Source organism: Streptomyces sp. JH14 (assembly GCF_029428675.1).
Lineage (GTDB): Bacteria > Actinomycetota > Actinomycetes > Streptomycetales > Streptomycetaceae > Streptomyces.
The window spans coordinates 844683-860488 of record NZ_JAJNEL010000001.1 but is presented as its reverse complement, the minus strand read 5'-3'; the positions used below and the strand labels follow the sequence as shown (position 1 = coordinate 860488).

Below are 15806 nucleotides of genomic sequence, written 5' to 3'. Positions count from 1 at the left end.
GGCACCCGGACGGGTGCCCGGGGAATGGACCGTCACGGGCGTGACTACGATGGGCCCGCCGGTGGCCGAAGGGGTCGCGCGGCCCAGCGACCCCTCGGGAAGGCCATGCTGAACAAGTACGCGCGTGCATTTTTTACGCGTGTCCTCACACCGTTCGCCGCACTGCTGCTCCGTCTCGGCGTGAGCCCCGACGCGGTCACGCTCATCGGTACGGCCGGAGTGATGGCAGGTGCGCTGGTCTTCTTCCCGATGGGGGAGTTCTTCTGGGGCACGATCGTCATCACGATCTTCGTCTTCTCCGACCTCGTCGACGGGAACATGGCCCGGCAGGCCGGTATCTCCAGCCGCTGGGGCGCGTTCCTGGACTCGACCCTGGACCGGGTCGCCGACGGGGCGATCTTCGGCGGGTTCGCGCTCTGGTACGCGGGCAACGGGGACGACAACGTGCTGTGCGCCGTGGCGATCTTCTGCCTGGCGAGCGGCCAGGTGGTGTCGTACACGAAGGCACGCGGCGAATCGATCGGCCTGCCGGTCGCGGTCAACGGTCTGGTCGAGCGTGCCGAACGGCTGGTGATCTCGCTGGTGGCGGCCGGGCTGGCCGGGCTCCATACGTTCGGTGTGCCGGGCATCGACATCCTGCTGCCGATCGCGCTGTGGATCGTCGCCGTCGGCAGCCTGGTGACGCTCGTGCAGCGGGTGGTGACGGTGCGTCGCGAGTCGGCGGAGGCCGACGCGGCCGCCGCCGCGGCGGACCGGGGGAGCGAGGCCGCACAATGAGCGGCGACCGGGGGGAGTCGAGCGCCGGGCTGACCGACCGGCTGACCGACACGCTGTACGGGCTCGGCTGGGGCGCGGTCAAGAAGCTCCCCGAGCCGGTCGCCCGTGCCCTCTTCCGTACCCTCGCCGACCAGGTGTGGAAGCGGCGCGGCAAGAGCGTGCTGCGACTGGAGTCGAATCTGGCGAGGGTGGTACCGGACGCGAGCCCGGCCCGGCTCGCCGAGCTCTCCAGGGCCGGGATGCGCTCGTACATGCGCTACTGGATGGAGTCCTTCCGGCTGCCGACGTGGAGCCCGGAGCGGATCAAGGCCGGCATAGAGGTGAAGGACGCCCACCGGCTGATCGAGGGCCTCGACGCCGGGCGCGGGGTGATTCTCGCCCTGCCGCACCTGGCCAACTGGGACCTGGCGGGAGCCTGGGTCACCACCGATGTGAAGGTGCCGTTCACCACCGTTGCGGAGCGGCTGAAGCCCGAGTCGCTGTACGACCGGTTCGTCGCGTACCGCGAAGGGCTCGGCATGGAGGTCCTGCCGCACACCGGCGGTTCCGCCTTCGGCACCCTGGCGCGGCGGCTGCGCGACGGGGGCCTGGTCTGCCTGGTCTCCGACCGCGACCTCTCCGCCTCAGGGGTGGAGGTGACGTTCTTCGGCGACACGGCCCGGATGCCGGCCGGACCCGCGCTGCTCGCCCAGCAGACCGGCGCACTGCTGCTGCCTGTGACGCTCGGGTACGACGAGACGCCTGTGATGAAGGCGCGAGTCCACCCGGCCGTCGAGGTACCCGTGTCAGGTACCCGCGCCGAGAAGACGTCTGTGATGACACAGGCGCTGGCCGACGCCTTCGCCACCGGAATCGCCGAGCACCCGGAGGACTGGCACATGCTGCAGCGGCTCTGGCTCGCCGACCTCGAACCCCGTGGGGAGCAGCCGTGAAGATCGGCATCGTCTGCCCGTACTCCTGGGACGTACCCGGCGGTGTGCAGTTCCACATCCGGGACCTGGCGGAACATCTGATCCGCCTCGGTCACCAGGTGTCGGTCCTCGCGCCCGCCGACGACGAGACGCCGCTGCCGCCGTACGTGGTGTCGGCGGGCCGGGCCGTGCCCGTCCCGTACAACGGCTCCGTCGCCCGGCTGAACTTCGGGTTCCTGTCCGCGGCGCGGGTGCGCCGCTGGCTGCACGACGGCACCTTCGACGTGATCCACATCCATGAGCCCACCTCGCCGTCGCTGGGGCTGCTGGCCTGCTGGGCCGCGCAGGGGCCGATCGTCGCCACGTTCCACACATCCAACCCGCGCTCGCGGGCGATGATCGCCGCGTACCCGATCCTGCAGCCGGCACTCGAGAAGATCAGCGCGCGCATCGCGGTGAGCGAGTACGCGCGCCGGACCCTGGTCGAGCATCTCGGCGGCGACGCCGTGGTCATCCCGAACGGGGTCGATGTCGGCTTCTTCGACCAGGCGGAGCCCAAGCCCGAATGGCAGGGCGGGACGATCGGCTTCATAGGGCGTATCGACGAGCCCCGCAAGGGCCTGCCCGTCCTGATGAGGGCACTGCCCGCGATCCTCGCGGCCCGTCCGGACGCCCGGCTGCTGGTGGCGGGCCGGGGCGACGAGGAGGAGGCGGTCGCCTCGCTGCCCGAGGAGATGCGCGAACGCGTCGAATTCCTCGGCATGGTGAGCGACGAGGACAAGGCGCGGTTGCTGCGCAGCGTCGATGTGTACGTCGCGCCCAACACGGGCGGCGAGAGCTTCGGGATCATCCTGGTCGAGGCACTGTCGGCGGGCGCACCGGTCCTCGCCAGCGATCTCGACGCGTTCGCCCAGGTGCTGGACCAGGGCGCGGCGGGCGAGCTGTTCGGCAACGAGGACGCGGACGCGCTGGCGCAGGCGGCGATCCGGCTGCTCGGCGATCCGGCGCGGCGCGCGGAACTGAGCGCCCGGGGTCGCGCGCATGTGCGACGGTTCGACTGGTCGACGGTGGGGGCGGACATCCTCGCGGTGTACGAGACGGTGACGGACGGGGCCGCATCGGTGGCGACGGACGAGCGTACGGGGCTGCGGGCCCGGTTCGGACTGGCCCGCTCCTGACACGGTCGGCCCCGGGGGCCCTGCGGGGCTCGCGGCGGTGCCGCCCGAGGTCCTCCTCGGGGCTGCCTGAGGGGCGTTGTCCGAGCGCCTCGGCCGCGCAGGGTTTTGCTGTGCCCCGGAGCTGTCCGAGGCCGTCCCAAGGCCGCCTCGGGTCCCTCCTGGCGCTGCTCGGGGCCGACCGCCCGGGACCCGTCCGGCGGCTGAGGCCCGGGCCGCGGGCCTCAGGGCCCGACGGGGCGCGCCCGACGGTAGCCTTGCCGCCCGTGACCGAAACCCTCATCTGGATCGTTGTCGCGCTCGTCGCGATCGGCCTGTACCTCAGCTGGACCGCCGGACGGCTGGACCGGCTGCACACGCGGATCGACGCCGCCCGTGCCGCCCTCGACGCACAACTGCTGCGCCGCGCCTCGGTCACCCAGGAACTGGCCACATCCGGAGTCCTCGACCCGGCCGCCTCCATCGTTCTGTACGAGGCCGCGCACGCGGCCCGGCAGTCCGAGGAGGAGCACCGCGAGGTCGCGGAGAGCGAGCTCAGCACCGCGCTGCGCGCGGTGTTCGGCGAGCCGGCACAGGTGGAGGCCGTGAAGGGGGTCCCCGGCGGCGAGGAGGCGGCGTCCGAGCTGGCCGCAGCCGTGCGCCGGGTCCCGATGGCGCGGCGGTTCCACAACGACGCGGTGCGCGCGGCGCGTGCGCTGCGCCGGCACCGTACGGTGCGCCTGTTCCGGCTGGCCGGGCACGCGCCGTTCCCGCTGGCCGTCGAGATGGACGACGAACCGCCGGTCGCGCTGGCGGACCGCCCGGTCAGCTGACGCCCGTACGCGGCTGCCCCGCCGCGCGCCACCGGAGGCCCGCCCGCCCCGCACGGGACCGCGGCCGGCCTTCCCCGGACGTCCCACCGTGCGTCCCGTACACGGCCCTGCCGGCCCCTGCACGCCCCCTGCACGGCCAAAACGATCCACCGGCCTGCCATTGGCCCTTGCTGTGGACTGGTTCCGCAGAGTTTGCTGAGCAGCGCATCAATCAGCACGTTCAGCATCTTTTCTCCGAGTGAGGTCGATCCGTGTCCACGCTTCCCACCACCCCGCAGTCCACCGACTCTCCGGCGACCGGCACCGCGCGCGTCAAGCGCGGCATGGCCGAGCAGCTCAAGGGCGGCGTGATCATGGACGTCGTCAACGCCGAGCAGGCGAAGATTGCCGAGGACGCGGGAGCCGTGGCCGTCATGGCCCTGGAGCGGGTGCCCGCCGACATCCGCAAGGACGGCGGCGTGGCCCGGATGTCGGACCCGAACATGATCGAAGAGATCATCGAGGCCGTCTCCATCCCGGTGATGGCGAAGTCCCGGATCGGCCACTTCGTCGAGGCCCAGGTCCTGCAGTCCCTCGGTGTCGACTACATCGACGAGTCCGAGGTCCTCACCCCGGCCGACGAGGTCAACCACAGCGACAAGTTCGCCTTCACCACGCCGTTCGTCTGCGGCGCCACCAACCTGGGCGAGGCGCTGCGCCGGATCGCCGAGGGTGCGGCCATGATCCGCTCGAAGGGCGAGGCCGGCACCGGCAACGTCGTCGAGGCCGTCCGCCACCTGCGCCAGATCAAGAACGAGATCGCCCGGCTGCGCGGCTACGACAACAACGAGCTGTACGCCGCCGCCAAGGAGCTCCGCGCCCCGTACGAGCTGGTCAAGGAGGTCGCCGAGCTCGGCAAGCTGCCCGTCGTGCTGTTCTCCGCGGGTGGCGTCGCCACGCCGGCCGACGCCGCGCTGATGCGCCAGCTCGGTGCCGAGGGCGTCTTCGTCGGCTCCGGCATCTTCAAGTCCGGCGACCCGGCCAAGCGCGCCGCCGCCATCGTGAAGGCCACCACCTTCTACGACGACCCGAAGATCATCGCGGACGCCTCCCGCAACCTGGGCGAGGCCATGGTCGGCATCAACTGCGACACCCTGCCCGAGACCGAGCGCTACGCCAACCGCGGCTGGTAGTCACTGATGAGCGACACCCCTGTGATCGGAGTCCTGGCTCTCCAGGGCGACGTACGGGAGCACCTGATCGCCCTGGCCTCGGCGGACGCCCTGGCCAGGCCGGTCCGGCGCCCCGAGGAACTCGCCGAGGTCGACGGTCTCGTCATACCCGGCGGCGAGTCCACCACGATGTCCAAGCTGGCCGTCCTGTTCGGCATGCTGGAGCCCCTGCGCGAGCGGGTACGCGCCGGCATGCCGGTCTACGGCACCTGCGCGGGAATGATCCTGCTGGCCGACAAGATCCTCGACCCGCGCTCGGGCCAGGAGACCATCGGCGGCATCGACATGATCGTGCGCCGGAACGCCTTCGGCCGGCAGAACGAGTCCTTCGAGGCGGCCGTCGAGGTCGCCGGGATCGACGGCGGCCCGGTCGAGGGCGTCTTCATCCGCGCGCCGTGGGTGGAATCGGTCGGCGCACAGGCCAAGGTGGTCGCCGAGCACGGCGGACATATCGTGGCCGTACGTCAGGGAAACGCCCTGGCGACCTCGTTCCACCCGGAACTGACCGGTGACCACCGGGTTCACGCGCTCTTCGTCGACATGGTGCGCGCCAAGGGGTGAACGGATCCCGGTAGGATCTCCGTTGTTCATTTCTACTGGCGACGCGTTGTAAGGAGCTGGCGATGTCCGGCCACTCTAAGTGGGCTACCACCAAGCACAAGAAGGCCGTGATTGATGCCAAGCGCGGCAAGCTCTTCGCCAAGCTGATCAAGAACATCGAGGTCGCGGCCCGCACCGGCGGTGTGGACCCCGAGGGCAACCCGACCCTCGTCGATGCGATTCAGAAGGCGAAGAAGAGCTCCGTCCCGAACAAGAACATCGACTCCGCGGTCAAGCGCGGTGGCGGTCTCGAAGCGGGCGGCGTCGACTATCAGACGATCATGTACGAGGGTTACGGCCCGAACGGCGTCGCGGTGCTCATCGAGTGCCTCACCGATAACCGCAACCGTGCCGCCTCCGACGTACGTGTCGCGATGACCCGCAACGGCGGCTCGATGGCCGACCCGGGGTCGGTCTCGTACCTCTTCAACCGCAAGGGCGTCATCATCGTCCCCAAGGGCGAGCTGACCGAGGACGACGTCCTCGGAGCGGTGCTCGACGCGGGCGCCGAGGAGGTCAACGACCTCGGTGAGTCCTACGAGGTCGTCAGCGAGGCCACCGACATGGTCGCGGTCCGTACCGCGCTCCAGGAGGCCGGTATCGACTACGACTCGGCCGAGGCCAACTTCCTGCCCACCATGCAGGTCGACCTGGACGAAGAGGGCGCGCGCAAGATCTTCAAGCTGATCGACGCGCTGGAGGACAGCGACGACGTGCAGAACGTCTTCGCCAACTTCGACGTCTCGGACGAGGTCATGGAGAAGGTCGACGCCTGAGACGGAGGACGACGCCTCCCCGCCCGCGGGGACGACCCGGAGACGGGCGGCGTCCGGCCGCCGTACAGGGGCATCCTCCGCGCAGGCGGAGCCGACGGGCCGACGGGGACACACCCCGTCGGCCCGTCGCATTGTCAGTGCGAGCCGATAGCCTGCGGGAACAGTTGACCGATCGGCAGAGGGGGCGCTTCATGCGGGTACTGGGCGTGGACCCGGGCTTGACCCGGTGCGGCGTCGGCGTCGTCGAAGGCGTCGCGGGCCGCCCTCTGACGATGCTCGGCGTCGGCGTCGTGCGCACCCCGGCGGACGCGGAGCTCGGCCACCGGCTGGTCGCGATCGAGCGCGGCATCGAGGAGTGGCTCGACGAGCACCGGCCCGAATTCGTCGCCGTGGAGCGGGTGTTCAGCCAGCACAACGTCCGTACGGTGATGGGCACTGCCCAGGCCAGCGCGGTCGCCATGCTCTGCGCGTCCCGCCGCGGCATCCCCGTCGCCCTGCACACGCCCAGCGAGGTCAAGGCCGCCGTCACCGGCAGCGGCCGTGCGGACAAGGCACAGGTGGGAGCCATGGTCACCCGGCTGCTGAGGCTCGACGCCCCGCCGAAGCCCGCCGACGCCGCCGACGCCCTGGCGCTGGCCATCTGCCACATCTGGCGGGCACCCGCGGTCAACCGCCTCCAGCAGGCGCATGCGGCCGCGGCGGCGGCCCGCACCCCGCGCGTTCCCCGTACACCCGCAGCTCCCGTCCGGAAGGTCCCCCGATGATCGCCTTCGTCAGCGGCCCCGTCGCCGCACTCGCCCCGACCACGGCCGTGATCGAGGTCGGCGGCATCGGCATGGCCGTCCAGTGCAGCCCTCAGACCCTGGCCGGCCTGCGGATCGGCCAGGAGGCCCGGCTGGCCACCTCCCTCGTCGTACGGGAGGACTCGCTCACCCTGTACGGCTTCGCCGACGACGATCAGCGCCAGGTCTTCGAGCTGCTGCAGACCGCCAGCGGCGTCGGCCCCCGGCTCGCCCAGGCGATGCTGGCCGTGCACAGCCCGGACGCCCTGCGCCTCGCCGTGTCCACCGGCGACGAGAAGACGCTCACCGCCGTACCCGGTATCGGCAAGAAGGGCGCGCAGAAACTCCTCCTCGAACTGAAGGACAGGCTCGGCGAACCGGTCGGCACCCGTATCGGCCGCCAGGGCAACGGCACCGCCGTCTCCGCTTCCTGGCGCGACCAGCTGCAGGCCGCCCTGATCGGCCTCGGCTACGCGGCACGCGAGGCCGACGAAGCGCTCGCCGCCGTTGCCCCGCAGGCCGAGGCAGCCCTCGCCGAGGGGACTCAGCCGCCCGTACCACAGCTGCTGCGCGCCGCACTGCAGACCCTCAACCGCGCACGCTGACCCGACGCGACACCCTGACGCACGGGCAGCGACACGGCCCGGCACCGAAACACCCGAGGCGGGACTGACCGAATGAACTGGGACGAGACCGGACCCGACACCGACGAGCGGCTCGTGGACGCCGACGCGGACGGCGAGGACACCGCGGTCGAAGCCGCCCTGCGGCCGAAGGACCTCGACGAGTTCGTCGGCCAGGAGAAGGTGCGCGAGCAGCTCGACCTGGTGCTGAAGGCGGCCCGCGCCCGCGGCGCGACCGCCGACCATGTCCTGCTCTCCGGCGCCCCCGGCCTCGGCAAGACCACCCTTTCCATGATCATCGCGGCCGAGATGGGTGCCCCGATCCGGATCACCTCCGGGCCCGCCATCCAGCACGCGGGCGATCTCGCCGCGATCCTCTCCTCCCTCCAGGAGGGTGAGGTCCTCTTCCTCGACGAGATCCACCGCATGTCACGGCCCGCCGAAGAGATGCTCTACATGGCGATGGAGGACTTCCGGGTCGACGTCATCGTCGGCAAGGGCCCCGGCGCCACCGCCATCCCGCTGGAGCTGCCGCCCTTCACCCTGGTCGGCGCCACCACCCGGGCCGGACTCCTGCCGCCCCCGCTGCGCGACCGCTTCGGCTTCACCGGCCACATGGAGTTCTACGCCCCCGCCGAACTGGAACGTGTGATCCACCGTTCCGCACGGCTCCTCGACGTGGCGATAGACGCCGACGGCGCCGCCGAGATCGCCGGCCGCTCCCGCGGCACGCCCCGTATCGCCAACCGGCTGCTGCGCCGCGTCCGCGACTACGCCCAGGTCAAGGCGGACGGCTGGATCGACCGCACCGTGGCAGCCGCGGCGCTCGGGGTGTACGAGGTCGACGCCAGGGGCCTGGACCGGCTGGACCGGGCGGTGCTCGGCGCGCTGCTGAAACTCTTCGGCGGCGGCCCCGTCGGCCTGTCCACCCTCGCGGTCGCCGTGGGGGAGGAGCGCGAGACCGTCGAGGAGGTCGCGGAGCCCTTCCTGGTACGGGAAGGGCTGCTGGCCAGGACACCCAGGGGCCGGGTCGCCACGCCTGCGGCCTGGACTCATCTGGGCCTCGTCCCCCCGCCTCACGGCGGAAAGGGACAACAGGGCCTTTTTGGGGCGTGATGCGTCACAGGTTGGCCCACATCAGGAACCACGGTGCCATGCTGGGCGTTGTTCCATCGATGCGGACTCGCTTAGACTCCGCCGATGCTGTCCGTACAGGGCGGCATACCCACCCCCGTAGATCAGGCCGCATTTCAGCGCGGTCGTGCGAAGGAAACTCGTCCCGTGAATCCCGTGACTCTCCTCCCCTTCATCGTGCTCATCGGGGCCATGTTCCTGATGACCCGGTCCGCCAAGAAGAAGCAGGCTGCCGCCGCGCAGATGCGCAACGAGATGCAGCCCGGCACCGGCGTCCGGACGATCGGGGGCATGTACGCCACCGTCAAGGAGCTGCACGACGACACGGTTGTCCTCGAAGTCGCACCCGGCGTCCACGCCATCTACGCCAAGAACTCCATCGGCGCCGTCCTCGACGACGCGGAGTACAACCGGATCGTCCACGGTGACGGCGACGACATCGACGGCGCCATCGTGCCCGACGACGCCTCGTCGCTGACCGAGGCGGCCGAGGCCGACGAGGACTCCTCGGACGACGCCAAGATCGACCTGGGCAAGAAGGCCGAGGCCGACGACGTCGAGCCGAAGGACGCCGAGGCCGACGAGAAGTCCAAGGACAAGGCCGACGGCGAGGCCGACGCCAAGTAGGTCACGACCTGGGGGATGCTGTGAGCCGACCGGCGTCCGGCATCCCCCGGAACGTGCGATCTTCTGCGGGGGCAGGTCCCCACAACACTTCGTGGCCGCTCGGGCGCGTACCCGGCGCGGGGCGGTTGGACAGGGAGAAACGAGAAGGTGGCAGCACCGAAGAAGGGCCGAGGGCCGTCCGGCGGTCAGGGCAAGCCAGGGCGTGCCCTGGCTCTGATCCTGATCGCGATGGTCGCGCTCACCGGCGGGATGTTCTTGTCCGGTCACACCACGCCTCGGCTGGGTATCGACCTGGCGGGCGGCACGTCGATCACGCTCAAGGCGAAGAGCCAGCCCGGTAAGCCGGACGCGATCAACCAGACCAACATGGACACCGCGGTCAGCATCATCGAACGCCGTGTCAATGGTCTGGGTGTCTCCGAGGCCGAGGTCCAGACCCAGGGCCGGGACAACATCATCGTCAACATCCCCAAGGGGACGAACTCGAAGCAGGCCCGGGAACAGGTCGGTACGACCGCCCAGCTCTACTTCCGGCCCGTGCTCGCCGTGACCGCAGGTCAGGCGACGCCCACCGACACCGCCAGTCCCTCGGCCTCCGGCTCGCCCGCGCCGGGCGCCACGCCCAGCGCGAAGGCGACGACCTCCGGCTCGAAGGCCACTCCCTCGGCGAGCGCCACGACGCAGGGCCGCGCCGTCACCGGCGCCCTCAAGAAGGACACCTCGCCCAGCCCGAGCGCTTCGGCGCCGAAGGCATCCGCGAGCCCGTCGGCCACGGTCGACGCGGCCACCGCCGACCTCCAGAAGCGGTTCGCCGCCCTGGACTGCTCCACGAAGGCCGGCCGCGCGAAGGCCGGTGCCAACGCGAAGCCGACCGACACCACGATCGCGTGCAGCTCCGAGGGTGACGCCAAGTACGTCCTCGGCCCGGCCGCCGTCTCCGGTACGGACGTCGACAGCGCCAAGGCCACGATCGACCAGCAGCGCGGCATGTGGATCGTGCAGATGGACTTCACGAGCAAGGGCTCGAAGAAGTTCCAGCAGATCACCTCGAAGCTGTCCACGCAGCAGTCGCCGATGAACCAGTTCGCCATCGCGCTCGACGGCGAGGTCGTCTCCGCGCCCCAGGTGAACGAGACGCTCAGCGGCAGTGCCGAGATCTCCGGCAGCTTCACCCAGCAGTCCGCCCAGGACCTGGCCAACGTGCTGTCCTACGGTGCGCTCCCGCTCTCCTTCAACGAGGAGACCGTCACCACCGTCACCGCGGCGCTCGGCGGCGAGCAGCTGCGGGCGGGCCTGATCGCCGGCGCCATCGGCCTGGCACTGGTCATCATCTACCTGGTCGCGTACTACCGCGGTCTGGCCCTCATCGCGCTCCTGAGCCTCCTGGTCTCCGGCATCCTGACCTACACGCTCATGTCGCTGCTCGGCCCGGCCATCGGCTTCGCGCTCAACCTGCCCGCGGTCTGCGGTGCCATCGTCGCGATCGGTATCACCGCGGACTCGTTCATCGTGTACTTCGAACGCATCCGGGACGAGATCCGTGAGGGCCGCACCCTGCGTCCCGCCGTCGAGCGGGCCTGGCCGCGCGCCCGGCGCACGATCCTGGTCTCCGACTTCGTGTCGTTCCTCGCCGCCGCGGTGCTCTTCATCGTCACCGTCGGCAAGGTCCAGGGCTTCGCGTTCACGCTGGGTCTCACCACTCTGCTCGACGTGGTCGTGGTGTTCCTCTTCACCAAGCCCGTCATGACGCTGATGGCCCGCACGAAGTTCTTCTCCAGCGGCCACCCGTGGTCCGGTCTGGACCCGAAGCGGCTCGGCGCCAAGCCGCCGCTGCGCCGCTCGCGCCGTGTCCACGCCCCCACCGACCCGAAGGAGGCGTGAGATGTCGCGACTCGGCAGTCTCGGCGCCCGGCTCTACCGCGGCGAGGTCGGTTACGACTTCATCGGCAAGCGCAAGATCTGGTACGGCGTCTCGATCCTGATCACCATCACGGCCATCCTCGGCCTGGCGGTCAGCGGCCTCAACATGGGCATCGAGTTCAAGGGCGGCGCGGTCTTCACCACGCCGAAGACCAGCGTCTCCATCGCCCAGGCGGAGGAGGACGCGGCGTCCGCCTCCGGTCACCAGGCGATCGTCCAGAAGCTCGGCAACGGCGGCCTGCGCATTCAGATCAGCGAGGTGGACACCGCCAAGTCCGACCAGATCAAGGCGCAGCTCTCCGAGGACCTCGGGGTCCCCGAGGAGAAGATCGCCGCCGACCTGGTCGGCCCCAGCTGGGGTGAGCAGATCGCCAACAAGGCCTGGACCGGCCTCGGCGTCTTCATGATCCTCGTGGTGATCTACCTGGCCATCGCGTTCGAGTGGCGCATGGCGATCGCGGCCCTGGTCGCCCTGATCCACGACATCACGATCACGGTGGGTATCTACGCCCTGGTCGGCTTCGAGGTCACCCCGGGCACCGTGATCGGTCTGCTGACGATCCTCGGTTACTCCCTGTACGACACGGTCGTCGTCTTCGACAGCCTCAAGGAGGGCACGAAGGGGATCACCAAGCAGACCCGCTGGACGTACAGCGAGATCGCCAACCGGTCGATCAACGGCACCCTGGTCCGTTCCATCAACACCACCGTCGTGGCGCTGCTGCCGGTCGCCGGCCTGCTGTTCATCGGTGGCGGTGTCCTCGGCGCCGGCATGCTGAACGACATCTCGCTGTCGCTGTTCGTCGGCCTCGCGGCCGGTGCGTACTCCTCGATCTTCATCGCCACCCCGCTGGTCGCCGACCTCAAGGAACGCGAGCCGCAGATGAAGGCCCTGAAGAAGCGGATCCTCGCCAAGCGCGCGGCAGCCGCCGCCAAGGGCGAGTCCGCCGAGGACGAGCAGTCGCACGACGACGACGTCCCCGCGGACGCCGCACCCGCCGCTGCGGTGGTCGGCCAGCGCCAGCAGCCCAGGGGCCACGGCCGGACTCCGGGGAAGCGTTGATGACCAGCACCACCGAGAGCATCAGGGAACTGCTGCTCAGCCGCATCCGTGACGTGGCGGACTACCCGAAGCCGGGCGTGATGTTCAAGGACATCACCCCGCTGCTCGCGGACCCGGTCGCGTTCACGGCCCTGACGGACGCCCTGGCGGAGCTGTGCGTCCGGCACGGCGCCACGAAGATCGTCGGTCTGGAGGCGCGTGGCTTCATCCTGGCCGCGCCGGTCGCGGTGCGGGCGGGGCTCGGCTTCGTACCCGTCCGCAAGGCCGGGAAGCTCCCCGGAGCCACGCTCAGCCAGGCGTACGAGCTCGAGTACGGCACCGCGGAGATCGAGATCCACGCCGAGGACCTCGTCCCCGACGACCGGGTCATGGTCATCGACGACGTCCTCGCCACCGGCGGCACCGCCGGGGCCTCGCTGGAGCTGATCCGGAGGGCCGGTGCCCAGGTCGCGGGGGTCGCCGTGCTCATGGAGCTCGGCTTCCTCGGCGGCCGCGCCCGGCTCGAGGAAGGGCTCGGCGGTGTCCCGCTGGAGGCTCTGATCACGATCTGAGCGCCGCCCCCGGCGTACGGACCGTAATGGTCCGTACGCGGACGGCACACCTGCTCACACAGGACGGGCACCCGGGAACAGCCGGGTGCCCGTCCCGCGTTGTGACGGGTCCCACCGTCCCCGGGGGAGGTCCGGCCGCAGGGTCGATACCATGGCCTTTCCGGGTGTCCGGATCCGCACGAGGAGTGCTCTTGCCAGACGAGGCCCAGCCAGTCGCCGCCCCGCAGCCCGACAAGCCCGCGGCGGTCCCAGCCACGCCCGAGAAGAAGCAGCCCGTGGCGAAGGAGAAGCCGAAGCCCCCGCCCCCCGAACCCGTCAGTGGCCCGGCGCAGGCGCCCATCAAGGCGAACGGGGCCGTCGGCAGGCCTGCCCCCGCCGCCCCGTCGCCGGCCGCCGAGAAGCCCCCGGCCAAGCCCGTCGCCAGGCCGGTGGCCCCGGCCGGCGCCGTGGCGCGTTCGGGCGGTTCCTCCAACCGGGTACGGGCCAGACTCGCCCGCCTCGGAGTGCAGCGCTCCAGCCCGTACAACCCGGTGCTCGAACCGCTGCTGCGGGCCGTCCGCAGCAACGACCCGAAGATCGAGACCGCCACCCTGCGCCAGATCGAGCGTGCCTACCAGGTCGCCGAGCGCTGGCACCGTGGCCAGAAGCGCAAGAGCGGCGACCCGTACATCACCCACCCCCTGGCCGTCACGACGATCCTCGCCGAGCTCGGCATGGACCCGGCGACGCTGATGGCGGGGCTGCTGCACGACACGGTCGAGGACACCGAGTACGGCCTGGACACACTGCGCCGCGACTTCGGCGACCAGGTGGCCCTGCTCGTCGACGGTGTCACCAAGCTCGACAAGGTCAAGTTCGGCGAGGCCGCGCAGGCCGAGACCGTACGCAAGATGGTCGTCGCGATGGCCAAGGACCCCCGGGTCCTCGTCATCAAGCTCGCCGACCGGCTGCACAACATGCGCACGATGCGTTATCTCAAGCGGGAGAAGCAGGAGAAGAAGGCCCGCGAGACGCTCGAGATCTATGCGCCCCTGGCCCACCGCCTGGGCATGAATACCATCAAGTGGGAGCTGGAGGACCTCGCCTTCGCGATCCTCTACCCCAAGATGTACGACGAGATCGTCCGCCTCGTCGCGGAGCGGGCGCCCAAGCGCGACGAGTACCTCGCCATAGTGACCGACGAGGTCCAGGCCGATCTGCGGTCCGCCCGGATCAAGGCCACCGTCACCGGACGCCCGAAGCACTACTACAGCGTCTACCAGAAGATGATCGTGCGGGGCCGGGACTTCGCCGAGATCTACGACCTGGTGGGCATCAGGGTCCTCGTCGACACCGTCCGCGACTGCTACGCGGCGCTCGGCACCGTGCACGCGCGATGGAATCCGGTCCCCGGCCGGTTCAAGGACTACATCGCGATGCCCAAGTTCAACATGTACCAGTCGCTGCACACCACGGTGATCGGTCCCAGCGGCAAGCCCGTCGAGCTGCAGATCCGTACCTTCGACATGCACCGCCGCGCCGAGTACGGCATCGCCGCGCACTGGAAGTACAAGCAGGAGGCCGTCGCGGGCGCCTCCAAGGTGCGCACCGACGTGCCCAGGAGCCCCGGCAAGGGGGCGCGGCAGGACACCGTCAACGACATGGCGTGGCTGCGCCAGCTCCTGGACTGGCAGAAGGAGACCGAGGACCCCAGCGAGTTCCTCGACTCGCTGCGCTTCGACCTGTCGCGCAACGAGGTCTTCGTCTTCACACCCAAGGGCGACGTCATAGCGCTGCCCGCGGGCGCCACACCGGTCGACTTCGCGTATGCCGTGCACACGGAGGTCGGCCACCGGACCATAGGAGCACGCGTCAACGGGCGGCTCGTACCGCTCGAATCGACCCTCGACAACGGCGACCTGGTGGAGGTCTTCACCTCCAAGGCGGCCGGCGCCGGACCGTCCCGCGACTGGCTCGGCTTCGTCAAGTCGCCGCGCGCCCGGAACAAGATCCGCGGCTGGTTCTCCAAGGAGCGCCGCGACGAGGCGATCGAGCAGGGCAAGGACGCCATCGCGCGCGCCATGCGCAAGCAGAACCTGCCGATCCAGCGGATCTTGACCGGCGACTCCCTGGTCACACTCGCCCACGAGATGCGCTACCCCGACATCTCGTCGCTGTACGCGGCGATCGGTGAAGGACATGTCGCTGCCGCGGGCGTCGTGCAGAAGCTGGTGCAGGCGCTCGGCGGCGAGGACGCGGCCAACGAGGACCTCGCCGAGAGTTCACCGCCGTCCCGCAGCCGCGGCAAGCGGCGTTCCAACGCCGATCCGGGTGTGGTCGTCAAGGGCGTCGAGGACGTCTGGGTCAAGCTGGCCCGCTGCTGCACACCCGTCCCCGGCGACCCGATCATCGGGTTCGTCACCCGAGGCAGCGGTGTCTCCGTGCACCGCGCCGACTGCGTCAACGTCGACTCGCTGTCGCAGCAGCCGGAGCGGATCCTCGAGGTCGAATGGGCACCCACCCAGTCCTCGGTCTTCCTGGTCGCCATCCAGGTGGAGGCCCTGGACCGGTCGCGGCTGCTCTCGGACGTCACGCGCGTCCTGTCCGACCAGCACGTCAACATCCTGTCGGCGGCGGTGCAGACCTCGCGCGACCGGGTGGCCACCTCGCGCTTCACCTTCGAGATGGGCGACCCGAAGCACCTCGGACACGTCCTGAAGGCCGTACGGGGCGTGGAGGGCGTCTACGACGTCTACCGCGTCACCTCGGCCCGCCGGCCGTAACGCGCACGCGCACCGGGGCGGCAACGCACACCGTGCGCACAAGGAAGGGGCTCCTGTACGCCACGTACAGGAGCCCCTTCTT

The 15806-nt window shown here is 70.3% G+C and carries 15 protein-coding genes; all 15 read left to right on the top strand.

Annotated features, from left to right (window positions below; translation table 11 throughout):
- The first annotated feature begins 105 nt into the window (after positions 1–105).
- The 15 genes from pgsA (at position 106) to LRD69_RS03795 (ending at position 15724) form a co-directional block, all read left to right on the top strand.
- On the top strand, positions 106–777 hold the full coding sequence (gene pgsA, locus LRD69_RS03865) for a phosphatidylinositol phosphate synthase (RefSeq protein ID WP_277325135.1): 672 nt from the start codon (positions 106–108) through the stop codon (positions 775–777).
- Positions 774–1709, top strand: coding sequence for a phosphatidylinositol mannoside acyltransferase (locus LRD69_RS03860; RefSeq protein ID WP_277325134.1), 936 nt, complete (start codon positions 774–776; stop codon positions 1707–1709). Before pgsA ends, LRD69_RS03860 begins: the two co-directional genes overlap by 4 nt.
- Entirely contained in the window at positions 1706–2866 is a 1161-nt protein-coding gene (locus LRD69_RS03855) for a glycosyltransferase family 4 protein (protein ID WP_277325133.1), read from the top strand. Before LRD69_RS03860 ends, LRD69_RS03855 begins: the two co-directional genes overlap by 4 nt.
- Before the next feature lie 263 nt (positions 2867–3129).
- On the top strand, positions 3130–3675 hold the full coding sequence (locus LRD69_RS03850) for a hypothetical protein (RefSeq protein WP_277325132.1): 546 nt from the start codon (positions 3130–3132) through the stop codon (positions 3673–3675).
- Between the two features lie 251 nt (positions 3676–3926).
- Positions 3927–4847, top strand: a complete 921-nt coding sequence (pdxS, locus tag LRD69_RS03845; protein ID WP_030968722.1) for a pyridoxal 5'-phosphate synthase lyase subunit PdxS — start codon at positions 3927–3929, stop codon at positions 4845–4847.
- A 6-nt stretch (positions 4848–4853) separates the two neighbouring features.
- Positions 4854–5447, top strand: a complete 594-nt coding sequence (gene pdxT / locus LRD69_RS03840) for a pyridoxal 5'-phosphate synthase glutaminase subunit PdxT (RefSeq protein ID WP_277325131.1) — start codon at positions 4854–4856, stop codon at positions 5445–5447.
- A gap of 62 nt (positions 5448–5509) precedes the next feature.
- Entirely contained in the window at positions 5510–6262 is a 753-nt protein-coding gene (locus tag LRD69_RS03835; RefSeq protein WP_277325130.1) for a YebC/PmpR family DNA-binding transcriptional regulator, read from the top strand.
- A gap of 191 nt (positions 6263–6453) precedes the next feature.
- Positions 6454–7026, top strand: coding sequence for a crossover junction endodeoxyribonuclease RuvC (ruvC, locus tag LRD69_RS03830; RefSeq protein WP_277325129.1), 573 nt, complete (start codon positions 6454–6456; stop codon positions 7024–7026).
- A complete protein-coding gene (gene ruvA / locus LRD69_RS03825) occupies positions 7023–7649 on the top strand; it encodes a Holliday junction branch migration protein RuvA (protein ID WP_277325128.1) in 627 nt (208 codons plus the stop codon). Before ruvC ends, ruvA begins: the two co-directional genes overlap by 4 nt.
- A gap of 72 nt (positions 7650–7721) precedes the next feature.
- The gene (gene ruvB, locus LRD69_RS03820; protein WP_277325127.1) at positions 7722–8783 is read left to right on the top strand and encodes a Holliday junction branch migration DNA helicase RuvB; all 1062 of its coding nucleotides are present in this window, start codon (positions 7722–7724) and stop codon (positions 8781–8783) included.
- Positions 8784–8948: 165 nt separating this feature from the next.
- Positions 8949–9428: a preprotein translocase subunit YajC gene (gene yajC, locus LRD69_RS03815; protein ID WP_277325126.1), complete on the top strand. Its 480-nt coding sequence runs from the start codon at positions 8949–8951 to the stop codon at positions 9426–9428.
- Positions 9429–9575: 147 nt separating this feature from the next.
- A complete protein-coding gene (gene secD / locus LRD69_RS03810) occupies positions 9576–11309 on the top strand; it encodes a protein translocase subunit SecD (RefSeq protein WP_277325125.1) in 1734 nt (577 codons plus the stop codon).
- A gap of 1 nt (position 11310) precedes the next feature.
- On the top strand, positions 11311–12411 hold the full coding sequence (gene secF / locus LRD69_RS03805; protein WP_277325124.1) for a protein translocase subunit SecF: 1101 nt from the start codon (positions 11311–11313) through the stop codon (positions 12409–12411).
- Positions 12411–12962 (top strand): adenine phosphoribosyltransferase, encoded by a 552-nt coding sequence (locus tag LRD69_RS03800; RefSeq protein WP_277325123.1) that lies wholly within the window; start codon positions 12411–12413, stop codon positions 12960–12962. Before secF ends, LRD69_RS03800 begins: the two co-directional genes overlap by 1 nt.
- A gap of 191 nt (positions 12963–13153) precedes the next feature.
- Positions 13154–15724: a bifunctional (p)ppGpp synthetase/guanosine-3',5'-bis(diphosphate) 3'-pyrophosphohydrolase gene (locus tag LRD69_RS03795; RefSeq protein WP_277325122.1), complete on the top strand. Its 2571-nt coding sequence runs from the start codon at positions 13154–13156 to the stop codon at positions 15722–15724.
- Positions 15725–15806 lie beyond the last annotated feature (82 nt).